The sequence below is a fragment of the Amantichitinum ursilacus genome, from assembly GCF_001294205.1.
GTDB classification, from domain to species: domain Bacteria; phylum Pseudomonadota; class Gammaproteobacteria; order Burkholderiales; family Chitinibacteraceae; genus Amantichitinum; species Amantichitinum ursilacus.
This window is the reverse complement of record NZ_LAQT01000007.1, coordinates 217,093-235,719: the sequence shown is the minus strand read 5'-3', so window position 1 is coordinate 235,719 and position 18,627 is coordinate 217,093. Positions and strand designations below refer to the sequence as shown.

14 protein-coding genes and 1 pseudogene are annotated in these 18,627 nt (G+C 60.3%); 6 read left to right on the top strand and 9 right to left on the bottom strand.

Annotated features, from left to right (window positions below; translation table 11 throughout):
- The first annotated feature begins 157 nt into the window (after positions 1–157).
- The 3 genes and pseudogenes from WG78_RS09675 (at position 158) to WG78_RS09665 (ending at position 4,400) form a co-directional block, all read left to right on the top strand.
- A complete protein-coding gene (locus WG78_RS09675; RefSeq protein ID WP_053937606.1) occupies positions 158–1,216 on the top strand; it encodes a UDP-glucose--hexose-1-phosphate uridylyltransferase in 1,059 nt (352 codons plus the stop codon).
- Positions 1,217–1,232: 16 nt separating this feature from the next.
- Positions 1,233–2,393, top strand: a complete 1,161-nt coding sequence (gene galK, locus WG78_RS09670) for a galactokinase (RefSeq protein WP_053937605.1) — start codon at positions 1,233–1,235, stop codon at positions 2,391–2,393.
- A gap of 571 nt (positions 2,394–2,964) precedes the next feature.
- Positions 2,965–4,400: pseudogene (locus WG78_RS09665) on the top strand (L-lactate MFS transporter).
- 100 nt (positions 4,401–4,500) lie between these two features.
- Here the strand turns inward: WG78_RS09665 and WG78_RS09660 are convergent.
- The 5 genes from WG78_RS09660 to WG78_RS09645 form a co-directional block, all read right to left on the bottom strand.
- Positions 4,501–4,923: a type II toxin-antitoxin system VapC family toxin gene (locus WG78_RS09660; protein ID WP_053937603.1), complete on the bottom strand. Its 423-nt coding sequence runs from the start codon at positions 4,921–4,923 to the stop codon at positions 4,501–4,503.
- Positions 4,907–5,170 (bottom strand): alpha/beta hydrolase family protein, encoded by a 264-nt coding sequence (locus tag WG78_RS22400; protein ID WP_152969139.1) that lies wholly within the window; start codon positions 5,168–5,170, stop codon positions 4,907–4,909. The genes WG78_RS09660 and WG78_RS22400 overlap by 17 nt, the downstream gene beginning before the upstream one ends.
- 354 nt (positions 5,171–5,524) lie before the next feature.
- Positions 5,525–6,649, bottom strand: coding sequence for an ABC transporter substrate-binding protein (locus tag WG78_RS09655; protein WP_053937602.1), 1,125 nt, complete (start codon positions 6,647–6,649; stop codon positions 5,525–5,527).
- Positions 6,650–7,000: 351 nt separating this feature from the next.
- Positions 7,001–8,275 carry an Nramp family divalent metal transporter gene (locus WG78_RS09650; RefSeq protein ID WP_053937601.1) on the bottom strand — a complete coding sequence of 425 codons (1,275 nt, stop codon included), beginning with the start codon at positions 8,273–8,275 and terminating at the stop codon, positions 7,001–7,003.
- Between the two features lie 154 nt (positions 8,276–8,429).
- Positions 8,430–10,673: a putative bifunctional diguanylate cyclase/phosphodiesterase gene (locus WG78_RS09645; RefSeq protein ID WP_053937600.1), complete on the bottom strand. Its 2,244-nt coding sequence runs from the start codon at positions 10,671–10,673 to the stop codon at positions 8,430–8,432.
- Between the two features lie 320 nt (positions 10,674–10,993).
- Here WG78_RS09645 and WG78_RS09640 point away from each other — a divergent pair, with 320 nt between their 5' ends.
- Positions 10,994–11,449, top strand: a complete 456-nt coding sequence (locus tag WG78_RS09640; RefSeq protein WP_053937599.1) for an Hsp20 family protein — start codon at positions 10,994–10,996, stop codon at positions 11,447–11,449.
- Positions 11,450–11,594: 145 nt separating this feature from the next.
- Here the strand turns inward: WG78_RS09640 and WG78_RS09635 are convergent, their stop codons facing one another.
- Positions 11,595–11,801, bottom strand: coding sequence for a hypothetical protein (locus tag WG78_RS09635; protein WP_152969138.1), 207 nt, complete (start codon positions 11,799–11,801; stop codon positions 11,595–11,597).
- A 137-nt stretch (positions 11,802–11,938) separates the two neighbouring features.
- Between WG78_RS09635 and WG78_RS09630 the strand changes: the two genes are divergently transcribed.
- Positions 11,939–13,444, top strand: coding sequence for an aminotransferase-like domain-containing protein (locus tag WG78_RS09630; RefSeq protein ID WP_053937597.1), 1,506 nt, complete (start codon positions 11,939–11,941; stop codon positions 13,442–13,444).
- A gap of 138 nt (positions 13,445–13,582) precedes the next feature.
- The gene (locus WG78_RS09625) at positions 13,583–13,888 is read left to right on the top strand and encodes a high-potential iron-sulfur protein (protein ID WP_053937596.1); all 306 of its coding nucleotides are present in this window, start codon (positions 13,583–13,585) and stop codon (positions 13,886–13,888) included.
- Between the two features lie 11 nt (positions 13,889–13,899).
- Here the strand turns inward: WG78_RS09625 and WG78_RS09620 are convergent, their stop codons facing one another.
- From WG78_RS09620 to WG78_RS09610, 3 genes are all read right to left on the bottom strand, one after another.
- Complete coding sequence (locus WG78_RS09620) at positions 13,900–15,015, bottom strand: NADH:flavin oxidoreductase/NADH oxidase (protein WP_053937595.1); 1,116 nt, start codon at positions 15,013–15,015, stop codon at positions 13,900–13,902.
- A gap of 438 nt (positions 15,016–15,453) precedes the next feature.
- On the bottom strand, positions 15,454–15,972 hold the full coding sequence (gene ssb, locus WG78_RS09615; RefSeq protein WP_053937594.1) for a single-stranded DNA-binding protein: 519 nt from the start codon (positions 15,970–15,972) through the stop codon (positions 15,454–15,456).
- A 208-nt stretch (positions 15,973–16,180) separates the two neighbouring features.
- Positions 16,181–18,607, bottom strand: coding sequence for a glycoside hydrolase family 31 protein (locus tag WG78_RS09610; protein ID WP_152969137.1), 2,427 nt, complete (start codon positions 18,605–18,607; stop codon positions 16,181–16,183).
- Positions 18,608–18,627 lie beyond the last annotated feature (20 nt).

Below are 18,627 nucleotides of genomic sequence, written 5' to 3'. Positions count from 1 at the left end.
GCAGCGCGCGTCCATGCCAAGGTAAGCCCCCGCTGCAGTCGGCGTAGGGCGGTTGATACACAGCGTGCTGGAGTTATCGCTAATTATTAGTAATAATGAGCAGCACCCGCTCGCCGCGGGTTACACTGAGCACTCACGCCGCAAAGGAAATCCCCGGATGTTCAACCCCGCCGATCACCCACACCGCCGTTACAACCCCCTGGTTGGACGTTGGGTGCTGGTTTCGCCGCACCGCGCCCGTCGTCCCTGGCAAGGCCAGCAAGACGCGCCAGAACGCGCGATCCGTCCATCTCATGACGCCACCTGCTACTTATGCGCCGGTAATACGCGTGCCAATGGCGCGGTCAACCCGGCTTATACGCACACCTTTGTGTTTGCCAATGACTTTGCCGCGCTGCTGCAAGACACGCCCGCGCCGCCTGCCAACGACGACCCGCTATTCCAGGCCTCGCAGGCGCAGGGCGAAGCGCGCGTGATTTGTTTTTCGCCCGACCACGCCAAAACCCTGCCGGAACTGCCGCTGGATGCGCTTGAGCGCGTGGTGGATGTGTGGGTGGAACAAGTGGCCGAGCTGGGCCAGAAATATCGCTGGGTACAAGTATTTGAAAACAAGGGCGCGGTGATGGGATGTTCCAATCCACATCCGCATGGGCAGTTATGGGCCAGCAATTTTCTGCCGACCGAAGTCGAGGCTGAAGACGAACATCAGCGCGCCTATTACGCGCAGCACGGCCGTCCGATGCTGGTGGATTATGCCCAGCGCGAAGCCGATACCGAACGCGTGGTGGTCGATACCGAACACTGGATTGCCGTGGTGCCGTATTGGGCCGCGTGGCCGTTTGAAACCCTGTTGCTGCCCAAAGCGCATGTATCGCATCTGGACCAACTAAGCGCCGCGCAACGCGCCGACCTGGCCGTCGCCATCAAACAGCTGACGACGCGCTACGATAATCTGTTCCAGTGCTCGTTTCCGTATTCGATGGGCTGGCACGGCCGCGCCACGAATACCGATGAAGACCAGCCGCACTGGCAACTGCATGCGCACTTTTATCCGCCGTTGCTGCGTTCGGCCTCGGTGAAGAAATTTATGGTCGGCTATGAAATGATGGCCGAAACGCAACGCGATATCACACCCGAACAAGCCGCCGCGCAATTGCGCCAGGTGAGCGCCACTCAACACTATCTCGCTTCGGCGAACGAACCCGCAGCCAGTTAATGGCGGAGCAATAACGATGTCTGAACCTCAAGCCCGTGTCATTGCCCAGTTTTCCCAAGTGTTTGGCCAAGCGCCGCGCCACGTAATCCAGGCCCCCGGCCGCGTTAACCTGATCGGCGAACACACTGATTACAACGATGGCTTTGTGCTGCCGTGCGCGATCGATTTTCATACCGCGATTGCCTGCAGCCCGCGTGCCGATCGCACGGTGCGCGTGATCGCGGCGGACTATGCCGGCGAAGAAGATACCTTCAGCCTCGACGAACCCATCGTGCATCACCCCGCGCAACTGTGGTCGACCTATGTGCGCGGCGCGATCAAGGATTTGCTGGGCGCGGGCCATAGCTTTGATGGCCTTGATATGGTTATCAGCGGCAACATCCCCCAAGGCACGGGTTTGAGCTCGTCCGCGTCCTTGCTGGTGGCAGTGGGCCAGGCGGTGAAGACTGCGTGTGGTCTGGTGCTGACCGCGCAAGCCAATGCGCTGAACGCGCAACATGCCGAGAACGAATTTGTCGGCACCCGTTGCGGCATCATGGACCAGCTGATTTCGGCTTGCGGCCAGACTGGCCACGCGCTGCTGATCGATTGTCGTACCCTGGAAACGCTGCCGGTGGCCATGCCGGAAGCGCTGTCGGTGCTGATCATCAATTCGCGTATCCAGCGTGGTCTGGTGGGCAGTGAATACAACACCCGACGCGAACAATGCGAAGCGGCCGCCGCGCATTTCCACGTGGGCAAACTGCGCGACGTGACGTTGAACCAGTTGCTGGCCGAAGAAAGCAAGCTGGACCCGGTGGTTTTCCGCCGCGCGCGCCACATCATCACCGAGAACGCCCGCGTGCTGGAAGCCACCCAGGCGCTGACCAAGGGTGATATCCAGCGCATGGCCGTGCTGATGGAACAATCGCATAACTCCATGCGCGACGATTTCGAGATTACCGTGCCGCTGATTGATCAACTGGTGGAAATCGTGAAAGCCGCAGTGGGCGAGCAGGGCGGCGTACGCATGACCGGGGGCGGCTTTGGCGGCTGCGTGGTGGCGTTGCTGCCGCACGCGCTGGTCGATACCGCTGTGGCGGCGGTTGAAGCGCATTACCGTAATGCTGCTGGTGAAAAGGCGATTACGTATGTGTGCCATCCCAGCGCTGGCGCTGGCGTGATGCAGGGCGTCTGAAAGCATTAGGTGCGACTTGGCGTCCCCGTCTGGACCCACCCGATAAAGTGGCCAAAGAGAGACGCGGATGTCGGCGTTTGTTGATGGCTTTAAATGGTGGGTCTAGTCCCACCCTATAAGTTCGCATTCTTAAGCCGTGTCGCTTGGTCAGAGGCACGGCTTTTGTTTTGCTAGCCAAGCGCATCGGCATTTATTGCAAACTTTGCAATCACGCAACAGCTTTGCTGTAACCCCACTGAAATGTGGTCTGCGCCACCTGATGCACTCTAACCCTGACGTCTTCACTGTCTACGTGTTTTCTTGCAGACAGATCAAAGCCTTACGCTGTGGCGTGGCGTCGTAGGCCGATTCTCACTGCGCGCTCCGCAGAGCGGGTAAGTCACACCGTTTGTGCTTAAGCACGTCAGAGCTATCCCAAAACGAATATAAGCGGATTATCATGCTCGCAGCCTGAAACCTTGACCGGAATCAGAGCACCGTTTTTTGTATGGTGATACGCGGTCCCCGCAGAGGGAGCCCGTACTCAAACGCTGAGCCGTTAACCGGCCGCACTATAAACAGGGAAGCTCTCATGAGTCTGTTATCGCTACTCGATAAGCAACACAGCGTTGCCAAACCGGGTTTCAACCGTTGGTTGATTCCGCCGGCCGCACTCGCAATCCATCTGTGCATCGGCCAGGCCTATGCATTCTCGGTGTTTAACGCGCCGCTGAACAAAGCCTTTGGCTGGAGTATTCCGGACCTGGGCTGGATCTTCTCGCTGGCAATCGTGTTCCTGGGCCTGTCGGCTGCCTTTGGCGGCAAGTGGCTGGAACGCGTGGGCCCGCGCGCCACGATGTTTACCTCCGCACTGTGCTTTGGCGGCGGCTTTCTGATTTCAGCGCTGGGCATCAAGCTGCAGCAACTGTGGCTGCTGTATGCAGGCTACGGCGTGCTGGGTGGTATTGGCCTGGGCCTGGGTTATGTGTCGCCGGTGTCGACGCTGATCAAGTGGTTCCCGGATCGTCGCGGTATGGCAACCGGCATGGCCATCATGGGCTTTGGCGGTGGCGCCATGATCGGCGCGCCGCTGGCCGTGTCGCTGATGGACCATTTCAAGAGCACCGATACCCCGGGTATCGCCGAAACCTTCGTCGTGATGGGCGTGATCTATACGCTGTACATGCTGGTGGGTGCGTTTACCGTGCGTTTGCCGGCTGCGGGCTGGAAACCGGAAGGCTTTGTCGAAAAAGTCTCCACCGACAAGCTGGCGTCGACCGAATACGTGCACGTGGACGTGGCACACAAGACCCCGCAATTCTGGCTGCTGTGGGCGGTGCTGTGCCTGAACGTGACCGCAGGGATCGGTGTGCTGGGCCAGGCGTCGTTGATGATCCAGGAAGTATTCAAAGGCTCCGTCACCCCGGCTGCGGCTGCGGGCTTCGTGGGCTTGCTGAGCCTGTTTAACATGGGCGGCCGCTTCTTCTGGTCGAGCGTGTCGGACGTGCTGGGTCGTAAAGGCACTTACCTGGTGTTCCTGCTGCTGGGCGCGGTGCTGTACGCACTGGTGCCGACCGTAGGCACCGGCAGCGTTGCGCTGTTTGTTGCGCTGTATGCCGTCATCCTGTCGATGTACGGCGGCGGCTTCGCCACTATCCCGGCCTATCTGTCGGACAAGTTTGGCACGCGCTATGTCGGCGCCATCCACGGCCGTCTGCTTACCGCATGGTCGGTGGCCGGTGTCGCTGGCCCGGTGATCGTGAACTACATGCGTGAAAACCAGATCGCCCACGGCGTGGCCAAGGCCGAAGCCTACAGCACCACCATGTACGTGATGGCTGGCCTGCTGATTGTTGGCTTTATCTGCAACTCCCTCGTGAAGCCGGTGAACGCGCGCTTCCTGACCAAAGAGGCTTAAGCAACATGGACGACAAAGTCAAAGGCATCATCCTCTGGATCGCCGTCCTCGCACCGCTGGTGTGGGGCGTGTTCCAGACCGTCAAAAAGACCCTGGCGCTGTTCAGCTAAACCCTGAGCGACCGCCATATCAAGACGCCCGGCACTTTGTGTCGGGCGTTTTTGTTTCGGGCACGTTCATCATTTGAGCGTGGCCCATCCGCATAGTGGGTTAATTCGAAAACGGATTCACGATATCAAGGCCAGCTTGCTGAAAATGGCGGACATTGCGTGTAACCATGGTCAAGCCATGCGCAATCGCTGTTGCAGCAATCAGTTTATCCACCGGATCTTGCTGATGCGGCACCCTCAAATGGCCCCATAACTGCGCCACCTCGGCATCGACTGGCAACACGCGGTTTTGATATTCAAACAGTACCTCAGCAAACCAGTTTTCCAATCCGTCCGCCTGCGGCAGATCACCGCGATGCCGCAGTTTTTCGATGCCGTACCTGATTTCACCCAGACTGATGGCCGAGATCTGGGGTTGATCGCCTTCTTCCTCGCAGCGCAAGGCAAAGCGCTGAACGCCTGGATCTGCAGAGGGGCCCTTACGCTGCTCGCATAACACATTGGTATCAATCAGATAGGCCATCGCGCACATCTCTGCCGCCGCCATTATCACGCGCGAAATCTTCGTCCAGACCTACATTGGGCATAGCAAACAGAACGTCAATAAAGGGCCGGGGCGGCCCATGTCGATTTGCATACGCTTGTTTGCAAGCCTCAAAATCAAATGGTCCCGCATCTGGGTCCGGATACGAAAACGCCCGCCGCGCACTTGCCATACGCTTGCGCACGTCACGCGCTTTCTGTGCCCTTGGGTCGATCACGTCAGTCATACACACTCCTTTTGCAAACCACGGCAAATTCGCCAATGCGTGCTTTTTTCAGCACCCGGCCAGCATAAGGAATGCTCGAAAAACAAAGGATAAGAAAACTCGCTAAATAAAATGCCCTGGAACAATGGCGCCATGGTGGCAGGAGGCAGAGGCGACAGCGCCTCGCCTCCGCAAGCCACAAAAGAAAACAGCCCCAGGCAAGCCATGGTTGTTAAACCGAAGCCGCGTCGGGGCTGTTGCAAGGTAGGCAGGTTGAATACTGCCGGAGCGGAACAAGCGCAGTGGGCGTGGGTGCTCATCAGCATCGTGAGCACCGCGGGAATTCAGGATGGCTGCCTTGCGCCATCCCCCCGCTTAAGAGTGGATGTGGCCGTCCTTATCGATCACGGTCAGATCCACAAACGACGAAGCCTCATGATCCGATCCCGAAAATTTCACACGGAACCCGCCCAGGTCATAGTCGCTCAGCCCTTCCAGTGACGAAATCAGCTTCTCGCGCGTCAGTCCTTTACCGGCGCGCTTCAGGCCTTCCACCAGCACGCGTGCGCCGATGTAGCCTTCCAGGCTGGGGTAATCCACGTCCTTGATGCCTTCTGCGGTCATTACCTTGATGTAATCAATAGTGACCGGCAGCACCGGGTTATACGGCGAGGGCATCACTTGCGACACGATCAGGCCACTGCCGTCGTTTTTCAGTTCGGCGATCAGCGCTTCGGTACCGACAAAGCTGACGTTATAGAACGGGCCAATCGAGTTTTTGGCGCGTGCGGCAGTGATAAAGGCGGCGCTCGATTTGTAGGCGGTAACCATGAACACGGCGTTGGCCGGTTTCTTGACGATCAGTTCGTTGATGGCATTCGCGACGTCCACGGTGTTACGTTTTACCGTGGCAGTGGCATTGATGGTGATGCCGAATTTGGGCGCGGCGTCCTGCATGGCTTTCAGGCCTGCCTGACCGTAGGCGTCATCCTGATAGAACACGTTGACCGTTTTCATGCCGATCTTGCTCATGGCCGAAGCCACCCGTGCGGCTTCGTCGGCATAGCCAGCGCGCACGTTAAACACTTCCTTGATCACCGGCGTACGCAAGCTGGCGGCGCCGGTATAGGGCGCTACAAACGGAATATGTGCTTCTTTGATCGCGGGCAAAGACGCATTGGAGGTCGGCGTACCCACGTAGCCAAACAAGGCAAATGCATTCTGTTTGCCGATCAGCTCTTTGGTATTGGCGGCAGCGCGATCAGGCTCATAACCATCGTCCAGCGCCACCAGTTTGATCTTGCGGCCATTTACACCGCCATGCTGGTTTACGTAGTCGAAATAGGCTTTGGCGCCGCGATTGACGCCCTGGCCCAGTTTGGCGGCGGGGCCGGAAAGGGCAGCGGACTGGCCAATGATGATTTCGCTATCGGTTACACCGGTTTCGGCGTGGGCGTTCAGGGCAAGGGCTGCCAGACACGCAATCCAAAGGGCACGCATGGGGACTCTCTTGGTCAATGTGGATCAAAGTGGCGCGAAGGTCGCCATGTTTTCGTTAACACGGCGACGGGCCACGTTGGATAAGGGCCAACGCGGTCGAATTCTCAGTTCATTATCAAATAATGATATCAGTCAGTTTTGACATCGGGGTGACCGCGTGTGCCAGCGCAACGGCACTTCGTCAGTCTAGCCAACCCAGACGGGGCTTGCCGCGCAGCGGATCGGACTGACCGGATGGTCAATGATTGAGGTCGCGGCGTAAGAATGGCGCGCATTGTATCGGCTTTAATCAAAAATTGCCCAGCGATACTTACGCGATCGGCGCGTCGACCCGGTGGGCGGTGAGCTGCGTTACATCTGCCACAGCACCACCGCGTTACCGGCCACCACGCAGCCTACGATCAGCCACGCCAGCACGCTTAGCCACGTGGCATTCACCTGCGCGCCCATCAACTGCTTGTTACTGGTAAAGCGCACCAGCGGAGCAATTGCAAACGGCAACTGGAGCGACAATGCCACCTGACTGAGGATCAGCAAGCGGCCCAAGGCTTGTTCGCCAAAAAATAGCACCGCTAACAACGCGGGCACGATGGCGATCAAGCGCGTCAGCACGCGGCGCAAAGCGGCCGACACCTGCCAGCCCAGAAACCCTTGCATGATGGTCTGGCCCGCCAGCGTGGCGGTCAGCGTGGCGCTCTGGCCCGCCGCCAACAGCGCCACGCCAAACAGGATGGGCGCCAGCGCGCTGCCGAGCAAAGGCTGCAGCAGACGATGCGCGTCTTCCAGCGTCGCGATGTGAGTGATGCCGTTTTCATGAAACGCGCTGGCGGCCAGGATCAGCATCGAAGCGTTAACCGCAAACGCCAGCATCAGCGCCAGGATCAGATCCCACGTCACAAAACCCAGCCGGGTGGCGCGGCCGCGCGCATTTTCGCTTTTGGGGCCACGCACGATGGAGGAATGCAGATACAGGTTATGCGGCATGACGGTCGCGCCGACGATGCCCACGGCCAGCAACATGCCAGTGCTGGTGCCTAGCGGCGTCAATGACGGTACTGCGCCGCCTGCCACTGCCAACCAGTCGGGCCGCGCCAGAATCAGCTCGCCCAGAAAGGCAAACGCGACGGTGCCGACCAGCACATACACCAGTTTTTCCAGCCGCTTCATATCGCGCTGCGTCAGCCACAACACCAGCAGCGCATCGGCCACGGTCAATACCACGCCGTATAGCACGGGCAGCCCAAACAGCAGGTTCAATGCGATGGCGCTACCGATTACTTCGGCCAGATCGCAGGCGCAAATCGCCAGCTCGCAGCCTATCCAGTTAATCAGATTAACCGCGCGCGAGCTGCGCATGCGGCACAGTTGCGCCAGATCGTGCCCCGTCACCACGCCCAGCTTGGCCGATAGATATTGCATGAACAGCGCGGCGATATTGGCCGCCAGCACCACCCACAGCAGCGAGTAACCCAGCGCCGAGCCCGCAGCCATATCGGTGGCCCAGTTGCCAGGGTCCATATAGCCGACCGCAATCAGAAACCCGGGCCCGATAAACGTGCGCAGGCGGCGCAACCACGAGCGCGAGGCAGCGTGCGCGTTGACCAGTCTAAGGGCCAGCTCGGTCATGGGTTTCCTGAAGGCAAGATTGCGGATGTTTCATACTGAGCGTCAGCCCGCAATGCAGCAAGACAGTGCGGCGCAACTCTCTGCCAGAAGACCGGGTTTGTGTTGTCAGCGCGTGGCGCAAGCCGGTGCGGTGTCCTGCCCACAGGCATGCGTACTACACCGCTGCGGTGTGGGGCAGCAGTGCGGCGCGGACTTCGTCGGCTGGCAGCGGCCGCGCAAAATAAAAGCCTTGGTAATCCGCGCACGCCAGCGGCGCCAGATGGGCCAGTTGTGCCCCGGTTTCCACGCCTTCGGCGGTCACATCGATATTCAGATTGCGCGCCAGCGCCACAATGGCGGCGGCGATGGCGGCGTCTTCCTGGTTCAGATCGATGTCGTGTACAAAGCTGCGGTCGATCTTGATGCGCGAAGCGGGAAAGCGTTTTAGATAACTAAGGCTGGAATAACCGGTGCCGAAATCATCAATGGCCAGGCCGATACCGTGGTTGCGCAATTGCTGCATCACCGCGGCGGCGTTTTCCGGGTTGTCGGCCAGCATGCTCTCGGTCAGTTCCAGTTCCAGCTGGCCCGCCACCATGCGCGTTTCGCTAACAATGCGCAGCACGCGCTCGACAAAATCGCCCTGCTTGAACTGCACCGCCGAGATATTCACCGCCATGATGCCCGGCGCCAGCCCGGCTTCGCGCCATTCAGTGTGTTGCTCGCAGGCGCGGCGCAAGGCCCATTCGCCAATGTCCAGAATCATGCCGCTGTGTTCCGCCACCGGGATAAAGTCGCCGGGCGCGATCTGACCCATTTCGGGATGCTGCCAGCGTAGTAAGGCTTCCGTTCCGGTGGGAAGGTGGTCGCTGGCCGAAATGCGCAACTGATAATGCAACGACAGCTCGTTGCGTTCGATCGCGTGATGCAAGGCGTTTTCCAGCGCCAGCCGTTGCAGCACCACGCTGGCCATTTGTTCGGAATGCAACGCGTACTGGTTGCGGCCGTTGGCTTTGGCCTCATACATGGCAAAGTCGGCTTGCGTCATCAACATGCCGGGGTCGGTGCTGTCGCGCGGATACAAGGCGATGCCGACGCTGCTGGATAAAAATAGCTCCTTCTCGTCGATAACGACAGGCGTTACAAACGCCGCCACAATCTTCGCCGCCACGGCGCGCGCAGCGTCGGTGTCGGCGATGTCTTCCAGGATTACGGTAAATTCATCGCCGCCGATGCGCGACACCACATCGGCTTCACGCAGGCAGCCGCTTAGGCGCTGCGCCGCTTGCTGCAACACCTGGTCGCCAATGCGGTGGCCCATCGAATCGTTAATCGACTTAAAGCGATCCAGATCGATAAACATCAGCGCCACCATGCTTTTGCTGCGATCGGCGCGCTTGATGGCCAGATCAAGGCAGGTAAGGAACATGGCGCGATTGGGTAGCCCGGTCAGCGAATCAAACCGCGCCAGTTGCTCCAGCTGGCGTTCCATTTCCTTGCCGTGTGCCAGCTCGTCTTCCAGTTGCCGGTTGATGGATTCCAGCGACGCGGTGCGCTCGGCCACGCGGTGTTCCAGCTGGGTATTGGCATCCTGCAAGGCGGTTTGCGCGGCGCGCCGTTCGATCACTTCGGTTTCGATGGCGCTGCGCGAGGCCGAGAGTTGCTCGCTCATTTCATCAAATGCGCGTGACAACTCGCTGAGTTCGTCGCTGCCTTGCACGCCCACCGGACGCACCGGTTTGCCGGTGGCCAAGGCCCGTGTCGCGCCGTGCAGCCGTCGTACCGCCCGCGCAATCGGTCGCACCGTGGTGGCCGCCAGATACAGCATCAGTAACAGCGCAATCAGGCTGGTGGCCAGTAATACCAGAATCGAATGCCGCGCTGAGGCCGCCAGTTCTTCGGCCAGATCGGTGTATTCCAGGATGACCCCACCCACCAGATCGCCCGACTGGTTTTGCAACGGCACCGCCACTTGCAGATGAAACGGCTGGTCGTCACGCGCCGCTTCGGCAAAAAAACGCGGCTGGCGGTCGTGCAACATCGCGGTCAGCACGCCACGCCATTCTTCGGGTTCGTGCCGGCCGAGGTCGGCGTGATCGGTGTCGGCCACAATCTTGAGATTGCTATCAAAAATCTCGGCGTCGCGGCCCTTGATGCGATTGGCGTAATCCAGCGTGCGCTGGATGTTGTAGCGCGCAAACGGCGGCAGCGGATCGAGAAAATCGTGCTCACCCATTTGCGCGGTGACTTGCAACGCCATGTTCTCAGCGGCGTGGATGGCCAGCGCGCGTGACGATGCGGTGGCGTCGCGCGACACCATCCAGATGGCCAGCAAAGCCAGCGACAAAGACAGGCCCAGGCCCACCAACATCACCGCCAGTAATTTCGTCCCGACCTTGCGAGGCCACAGCTGGCGCATACGCAACATGTTTCCCTTGAGAGTTGGCGCAACTCTCTGGTTCTAGTTGGTTTTGCATGCTTTTGTGGGATCGGTTGGTGCAGCGGCTGGCTGACCGGAGGCGAGCATCCGATGCGCGACGCGGTTAAGCCGCCGCCAACGGCGGCGCTCACAGCAAAGGGGCCAACAGATTTGGCCGGTTTCTGAATTTTCAAATTGCAAAAATCACCAGGTCTGGCCGCGCTTGAAAGGCGTTGAAGCGCGCCTATTTTCCTTTGCAGCGGGGGCTCACGGTGAGACCCGCCCAACCCATATTGCTTGAACCAACGAGGATATGAACCATGCGTGCTTTTGATTTTGCTCCGCTGTACCGCTCCGCCATCGGCTTTGATCGTGTGGCCCAATTGTTTGACGAAGCCCTGCGCAACGATGGCGCACCCAGCTATCCCCCGTACAACATCGAACTGGTGGCTGAAGACGAATACCGCATCACCATGGCGGTGGCCGGTTTTGGTGAACAAGACCTGGACATCGAACTGGTGCGCGACACCCTCAAGGTAACCGGCAAGAAGCAACGCCCGGAAAACCGCCCCACTTATCTGCACAACGGCATCGCCGCCCGCGACTTTGAGCACAGCTTCCGCCTGGCCGATCATGTGCGCGTTGTTGGCGCCTCGCTGGAAAACGGTTTGCTCAATATCGAACTGAAGCGCGAAGTGCCCGAAGCCTTCAAGCCGCGCAAGATTGCGATCGGCGGTGGTGATAATGTGACCTTGCTGGAACGTCAGGCCGCGTAACCGCGGTGCGCTGACATCACAATCCATCATTGCGAAAAAAGCGGCCCGGATCAGATGATCCGGGCCGCTTTTTTTTGCCCCACGCCGGCGCATAAAAAATGCCGGCGTGCACCAGGCAGGCCGGCATTCAAGATCGTCTGGGGGATTAGAAGAAGTGACGGTCGTGCACCTGACCGCGCCGTTCATTCAGATTTTCGTCCAGCGAGCGCATTTCGTTGAACTGCTCTTCGCTGAGCGCTTCGCTCGCTGACGGATTGCGCCAACCGCGCAGTGTGTTCAGCAGGCGGGCAAAAACATGCGGACGGGCGCCACACGTGGGGCAGGTTTGCAGGGTTGTGGTGGGGGTGTGCATGATCAAAACCTCCGGGCTCGCGCCTTCGTCCAATGATGTTGTCATTGTGATGAAAGCGTTTCAGCGGCCATAGACGCAGCACAAAAAAGCTGGATAGTATCAGTTCTGCCCACTGCCAAATCTGTGCCTATTCGCCTATGGAAACAGACGCTTACGCGGTCCCTGAAGCGCCCCGTATTGGTGCGACGCGCTACAGCGAGCTGGCTGCACGCCTGCAAAAAGAGATTGAAACCCGCCAGTTAAGCCCCGGTGAAAAGCTGCCCTCGGTGCGCGATCTGTGCCGATCGTTCCAGGCCAGCCCCGCTACCGTCACCCACGCTTTGCATTTGCTGGAAGATGCGGGCCTGGTCGAAGCGCGCCCACGCTCGGGCTTTTATGTGCGCCGCCCTGACAACCATCTGCGCTTTCCGCATCAGACCGCGCCCACCATCACGCGGCCGTTGCCCGTAGCGCTGTCGGCCCAGCGGGCGCTGATGCGCGAATTTCATCGCAGCGACCATGATGACCGCCTGTGCCGCGCGCTGATCGATCCGGACTGTTATCCCGGCGTGGCGCTGCAACGGATCATGACGCTGCAGGCGCGGCGCGACCCCGGCATTCTGGCGCGCGCCTCGGTCTGTGGCGGCTCTAGCGCCTTGCGCGAACAACTGGCGAGGCGCGCTGTGCTGTTTGGCTGTCATTGGGACGCCGACGAAGTGCTGATCACGCACGGTGAAACCGAGGCGGTGCATACCTTTTTGCGCCTGTTTACCAAACCCGGCGATGTGGTGGCCATCCAGTCGCCGAGCCATATGGCGCTGCTTAATCTGCTGGATACGTTGGGCGTGCAGGTGCTGGAAATTCCAGCGCATCCGGTCGATGGTTTGTCGGTGGATGCCTTGGCGTTTGCACTACGCCGCGAAAAAATCGCCGCTGCGGTGCTGACCGCCAATTTCCCCAATCCCACCGGCAGCTTGATGAGCGATGCCGCCAAACGTCGTACGGTAGATTTGCTGGCGCAACACGGCGTGCCGCTGATTGAAGACGACAGCGTGGGCGAGTTGTATTTTGGCAAAACGCGGCCGCTGCCGTTCAAGGCGTTTGATCGCACCGGCAATGTGTATTACTGCGCGGACCTGGGCTTTCTGGTGGGGCCGGGCATGTCGGTAGGCTTTGCGATTACCGGTAACCAGCGTTACGCATTTGAATACGCGCTCATGGCCAAGGGCGAGCCGCCGCCGTTGCTGTTCCAGCGCACGCTGGCCACATTTATGGCCAGTGGCCAGTTCGAACCCTATTTGCGTCGGCTGCGCCGAACCATGGCCGATTACACCAGCGCACACCGCGCGGCGGTGGAAGCACATTTCCCGCCCGAAACCCGCATGGCGGCTGCGCCCGGCGGCATTCTGATCTGGGTGGAACTACCGCATGGCGTGGACAGTACCGAGCTGCAGCGGCGCGCGCTTGATCACGACATACGCTTTGCGCCGGGGCGCTTGTTTAGCCTGGATGCCAGTTTCTACAACTGTATGCGCTTGAATGCCGGGCATCGTTTTCTGCCCGACACCGAGCGCGAAATTGCCACCTTGGGGCGTTTGATCCGCGAGCAAATGGCGGGGCAACGGGCGGAGCGCGATACCTTGGCGTCGCTGGGCGGACGCTGAAGGGGATGTGGCGCGCCGCGCTCTGAGGCATGACAGAAGGAGCGGGCCAACACCGGTTGGCCGCGTATAAAACCAAAGAGGGCGGTCGGCGCGACAGGCAGCTGGCGCGTTAGACCGGCATCCCCTCTGGAGCCTGCCATGCCTACACGCCGCACCTTTCTCTTGCAAACCCTGCCTGCCGCCAGCCTGGCCATGGTGCTGGCGCGCGTCGTCCGTGCCGAAGACCCGCTGCTGGCCGAATCCGACCCCGACGCCATCAAGCTGAGCTACGTCGCCGATGCCAGCAAAGTCGACAAAGCCAGGCATCCGTCGTATGCCGCAGGCCAGCGCTGCGATACCTGCGAGCTTTACAATCCACCGGCCAATTCGGCCACCGGCGCCTGTAGCTTGATCAAAGGCAAACAGGTGGCCGGGGCCGGTTGGTGCGATCAGTACGTGCCGTAACGCCGAGCCAGTTACGCGCTGACTTTGCCGGGGCCGTTATAACGCGATAGCCAGTGCGCATACGGTGCGGGCAGCAGCCAGTCGGCGCGATCCTGCTTAAGAATCTGCGCCAGCGCGTACGCGTAATGCGGGTTGGCCAGATGCGCGCGGCCGATCATGACCAGATCCAGCTGCTGGTCGGCAATCAGGCGTTGCGCGGTGTGCGGATCGTCCATGCTCCATGACGACGCCACCGGCAACCCTGCTTCGCGCCGCACGCGTTCGGCCACGGGCGCAAGGAATGCTGGCGTACCCCATGGAATCTGCGTATCAGCGATCACAAAATTGACGCTGACATTGAGCATGTCCAGACCGGCTGCATGCATTTTGCGCACCAGTTCAATTGATTCGGTGAGCGTTTGCTCGTCCTGGCCGTCGTATTCGATGACGCCAAAGCGGGCGGTCAGCGGCAGATGGGTGGGCCAGACTTCGCGTACGGCCGCCAGCGTTTCCAGCAAGAAGCGGCCGCGGTTTTCGGCGCTGCCGCCGTACTGGTCGGTGCGTTGATTGCTATACGCCGAGAAAAAGCTCTGCGCCAGATAGCCGTGGGCAAAATGCAGTTCCAGCCATTCAAAGCCCGCCTCCAGCGCCCGCCGCGCCGCCGATACAAAGTCGGCCTTTACGCGCGCGATATCGTCCAGCGTCATCGCTTTGGGCACTTTGGGCAGTCCACCGCCAGACGCAATGGCCGACGGCGCAAGGGTGTCCCAGCCGCGCGGATCATCGGCGGCGATATGGTCGTCGCCTTCCCACGGTTTGTTGGCGCTGGCTTTGCGACCGGCATGGCCAATCTGGATGCCCGGCACCGCACCCGCTGCCTTGATGCTGGCGGCAATGCGCGCCATGCCGCTGATGTGTTCGTCGGACCACAAGCCGGTGCAGCCTGGAGTAATGCGGCCTTCGGGCGATACGCCGGTGGCTTCAACAATCACCAGACCCGCACCACCGCGCGCCATACCGGCGTAATGCGCCCAGTGCCATTCATTGGTAAAGCCATCCACCGCGCTGTACTGACACATGGGCGGGATGGCGATGCGATTGCGCAGCGTGACGTCTTTAAGCTGGAACGGGGTAAACAGGGCGGACATAGACTTCCTTGAATCGATAGCGCTGAGAATGAGTGATGCGTACAACCTGGCGGCGCACTGTTCGTTGAGCAGCAAGGCGGGTCGTGGCATGTGAAAAAGATCGGCGTGTAAGTAAGTGCGGACGACGGTAGGCAAGCTCAATGGCAGGTGCGGGCAGAATTTTGGGAGCGTCGCGGCGTGGGTGGAGTTGCCGTGCACGAGATGGCCGCGATAAAAGCAATGGTCGTATTTGAAATCACTAACGCGTAAACACGGCTTCCATGATTCTGTTAAAAATCGCTATGTGGAAAAGATGGGGTGCGCGCTGCGGTCAGACCGTTATACAAGCCGCCGGGCGAAATGCGCATTGGCTGGTAGCGACGCCTTCGGCGGACAACAAAAAGCCCGCGCTTCAAACTGAAGTGCGGGCTTGTTTTTACCCATGCAGCCGGGTGCGGATCAGAACGGAATATCGTCCTCAAAATCATCAAAGCTGCGCGCTGGCTGGCGCTGGGCTGCGGGCGCGGGGGCTGGCGCCGATTGTTGCGGGCGCGGCGCCGGTGCTGCCGCGGCCGGGGCGCTGTATTCCTGGTTGAAATCGTCGTAGCCGCCTTCCTGGCCGCCGCCGCCCATCCCTGCGCCACCACGGCCACCCAGCATTTGCATCTGGTCGGCGATGATCTCGGTGGTGTAACGGTCGGCGCCGGTGGCCTTGTCTTGCCACTTACGCGTTTGCAGACGGCCTTCGATGTACACCGCGCTACCTTTTTTAAGGTACTGACCCGCGATTTCGGCCAGGCGGTTGTACATGGTGATGTTGTGCCATTCGGTTTTTTCTTGCTGCTGACCTTGCTTGTCTTTGTAGCGGTCAGTGGTGGCGATGCTGAAATTACAGACAGCGCCGCCGGAAGGCAGATAGCGGGTTTCCGGGTCGCGGCCCAGATTGCCGATCAGCAGCACTTTGTTGAGCGATGCCATAGGGGTTCCTTGAGAGATAAGGCACAGAGCCATCAGGTCTGCGGCCGGTTAAAGCATGACGCGCGGCGCTGTATTGCAAGCCCCGCGCGGGTGACCGCCCGATGGGGCGGTTTGTCAGCCGCACAGTATACCGGGCCAGGCGCTGCGCGGGGAGCGGCCGCCTGTACACCCCAGCATAAAAAGCTGCGGTGGGCCATCCACGGCGTGGTTACGGCGGCGCGGCGTTATTGCGCACCAAAAGCAGGCTCCGACTGGGCGCGCTGGGTTCGCCCGGGGCCACATGCCAGCCCGGGGCGCGTAGCGGGCGGGTTTCCTGTTCCGGCAGATACAAGGTCACCACCTCGTGGCTGCGAAAGCGGTCGGGCGACGTGAGCGTCAGCTTTAATGCGTCATCACGGCAGTCCAGCTTCAGCCGCCACAGATGCGCTGCGCCAGCGGCCAGGCTAAGCGGCGAAATGCCATCATCGTCAAAACATTCGCCGCAATACTGGCCTTCGCCCGACGGCGGATACAGCGCAAAGCCACGCGTGTCGGCACGTTCATCCCCATATTGTGTGGCGGTGTTCAGCGCAATGATCGCGCCGGCACGCACCATCAGCACCGGTGGGTCGGTGATTTGCGCGGACACCGTGACCGTCTGGCCGCCCGGGTAATAGCTGCCGCGATAGCCGTCAAACCAGCCGCACCCTTGCGGCAGATAAACCGCGCGGGTGGTTGCGCCGGGCTGCACGACGGGCGCGATGAGCAAATCCGCGCCCAGCATCCAGTCATCATTGTCTGCAAAGCAATCTGCGTCGTCGGGAAAATTGAGCAAAGTAGGGCGGACTACAGGCTCAAACTTTGCGTGGGCGCGCCACAGCAAGTGGTACAGGTGCGGCAACAGCCGCTCGCGCAACTGCAGCAGCATCCGTAACGGCGCAACCAACCCGGCGTCATGCCATGGCGCCGCAAGCGGGCTCCCAGCGTCGGTGCAAGGCTGAAAACCCAGACGCGGCAAAAGCAGATGGGCCTGCAGCGTGCGCAGATATAGTTCGCGCTCTGACGGTGCGGGCGCGTTGCCCGCCAGAGCATGGCCGGTATTGGAAACCCCACACAGCGCCAGTCCCCACGCCATTTTGATGTTAAAGCGCAAGGTATCCCATCCAGCGCGCGGTTCGCCGGACCAGGTTTGCAGATAACGCTGCATGCCGGCAAAGCCCGCGCGAGATGTCAGAAGCGGGCGTTGGGTGGGGTAGCTGGTCTGCAAGGCTTTGCAGGACGCCTGCGCCGACAGCAACGGTTGCAACGGTTTGATTTCGGATGCCGCCACGCGCTGGCCAGCTTGATAGGCGATGGCGTCCGCATTGCGGATGTCGTATTCGGCGTCATCGAGCCGCAACGCGTTGATGCCTGCATCCAGCAGCGTGGTTTTGAGTACGGCTTGCCACCAGCGCACCGTGGCGGGTTGGGTGAAATCGAGATAGGCGCCGGAGCCGCCGCGCAACGGCAACCGCTGTGGTTTGCCGTCATAACCTTTAATAAACAGGCCCTGCGCTGCCGCTTCGGTAAAGCGAGGGTGGTTATGCAGCAAGCCAGGCGTGATACCGGCGATTAAATGCACGCCCTGGTCTTGCGCGCGGCGCAGCCAGCGCTGGGTATCCTCGGGCGCAACCGGATCAGTCGGCGCGTGGCCATGCGCCGCATCGCGTTGGCGGGATATTAGATGTACGACATCGCACAACATGTCGTGTTGCGCGCGATTGGCGATGAACTCATCAACGCGTCGCTGAGTATCGGCCGCCGCCAGCTCACGCACTGCCGCGCTGCTGCAGCCGAGCGCCCAGCGCGGCATCAAGGCAGGTCGCCCGGTTAGCCAGGTATAGCGCTGTACGATATGCAGCAGGCTGTCGCCGCCAAAGACGTAGTAATCAAGATCGCCATGTTCTGCGATAAAGCTGCGCGATGGTCCATAACATGCATCGACTTCGCGCCCCATATCAAAAGTGCAATCGGCCAGCGTGTCGTAAAAGAAGCCGACCGGTGCAGCGCTGTCGCAATGCCATGCCAGATAGAACGGGATATGTTTGTACAGCGGATCGGTATTGCTGGCGTCGTAGCCGCTGGCATCCACGCCCTGCATGCGATAGCGCTGCCCTGCGCGGTTGGACGGTCCACTGCGTTCGCCCAGGCCAAAGTACATCTGTCGCTCGTCGTGCTGCAGATAGTGATAAACGCGCTGATCCCAACTGCCCCAGTTGAGGCTCTGACACGCGCGATCGGCGGCAACGTCATGCCATGCGCCGTTGAGGTAGTTCTGCCAATGGCAGCGTAAACCTACCAGCGTAATGGTCAGCCGTAGCTGGCAGGTTTCTACCACCAACTGGCCCGGCAAATGCCGGATCTGATAATCGGGCAGGGTAAAGCCGCGGAGGTCAAAACGGTCGCGGCCCGCGGTGGGGACTTCCGCCAGGCCAGGCGCGATCGCCCAGCTGTGCGGCTGCTTGAGTTGCGCGCCAGGTAGCACCAGCACACGCAAGATGTCATTTTCCAGAACAAAGATGTGCGCCAGATGTTCATGGTCTGCACTACGCAGCGTCAGCAATGCGCCCTGCCGCGTTTGCAAGGCGAACACAGGGGGATAGGCAGCTTGGGGCACAACGGCATCCTGAAAAACGA

Excerpts from the sequence above, each read along its gene's own strand:
- WG78_RS09675 (WP_053937606.1), top strand. The coding sequence starts at position 158 with ATGTTCAACCCCGCCGATCACCCACACCGCCGTTACAACCCCCTGGTT.
- galK (WP_053937605.1), top strand. The coding sequence starts at position 1,233 with ATGTCTGAACCTCAAGCCCGTGTCATTGCCCAGTTTTCCCAAGTGTTT.
- WG78_RS09660 (WP_053937603.1), bottom strand. The coding sequence starts at position 4,923 with ATGGCCTATCTGATTGATACCAATGTGTTATGCGAGCAGCGTAAGGGC.
- WG78_RS22400 (WP_152969139.1), bottom strand. The coding sequence starts at position 5,170 with ATGACTGACGTGATCGACCCAAGGGCACAGAAAGCGCGTGACGTGCGC.
- WG78_RS09655 (WP_053937602.1), bottom strand. The coding sequence starts at position 6,649 with ATGCGTGCCCTTTGGATTGCGTGTCTGGCAGCCCTTGCCCTGAACGCC.
- WG78_RS09650 (WP_053937601.1), bottom strand. The coding sequence starts at position 8,275 with ATGACCGAGCTGGCCCTTAGACTGGTCAACGCGCACGCTGCCTCGCGC.
- WG78_RS09645 (WP_053937600.1), bottom strand. The coding sequence starts at position 10,673 with ATGCGCCAGCTGTGGCCTCGCAAGGTCGGGACGAAATTACTGGCGGTG.
- WG78_RS09640 (WP_053937599.1), top strand. The coding sequence starts at position 10,994 with ATGCGTGCTTTTGATTTTGCTCCGCTGTACCGCTCCGCCATCGGCTTT.
- WG78_RS09635 (WP_152969138.1), bottom strand. The coding sequence starts at position 11,801 with ATGCACACCCCCACCACAACCCTGCAAACCTGCCCCACGTGTGGCGCC.
- WG78_RS09630 (WP_053937597.1), top strand. The coding sequence starts at position 11,939 with ATGGAAACAGACGCTTACGCGGTCCCTGAAGCGCCCCGTATTGGTGCG.
- WG78_RS09625 (WP_053937596.1), top strand. The coding sequence starts at position 13,583 with ATGCCTACACGCCGCACCTTTCTCTTGCAAACCCTGCCTGCCGCCAGC.
- WG78_RS09620 (WP_053937595.1), bottom strand. The coding sequence starts at position 15,015 with ATGTCCGCCCTGTTTACCCCGTTCCAGCTTAAAGACGTCACGCTGCGC.
- ssb (WP_053937594.1), bottom strand. The coding sequence starts at position 15,972 with ATGGCATCGCTCAACAAAGTGCTGCTGATCGGCAATCTGGGCCGCGAC.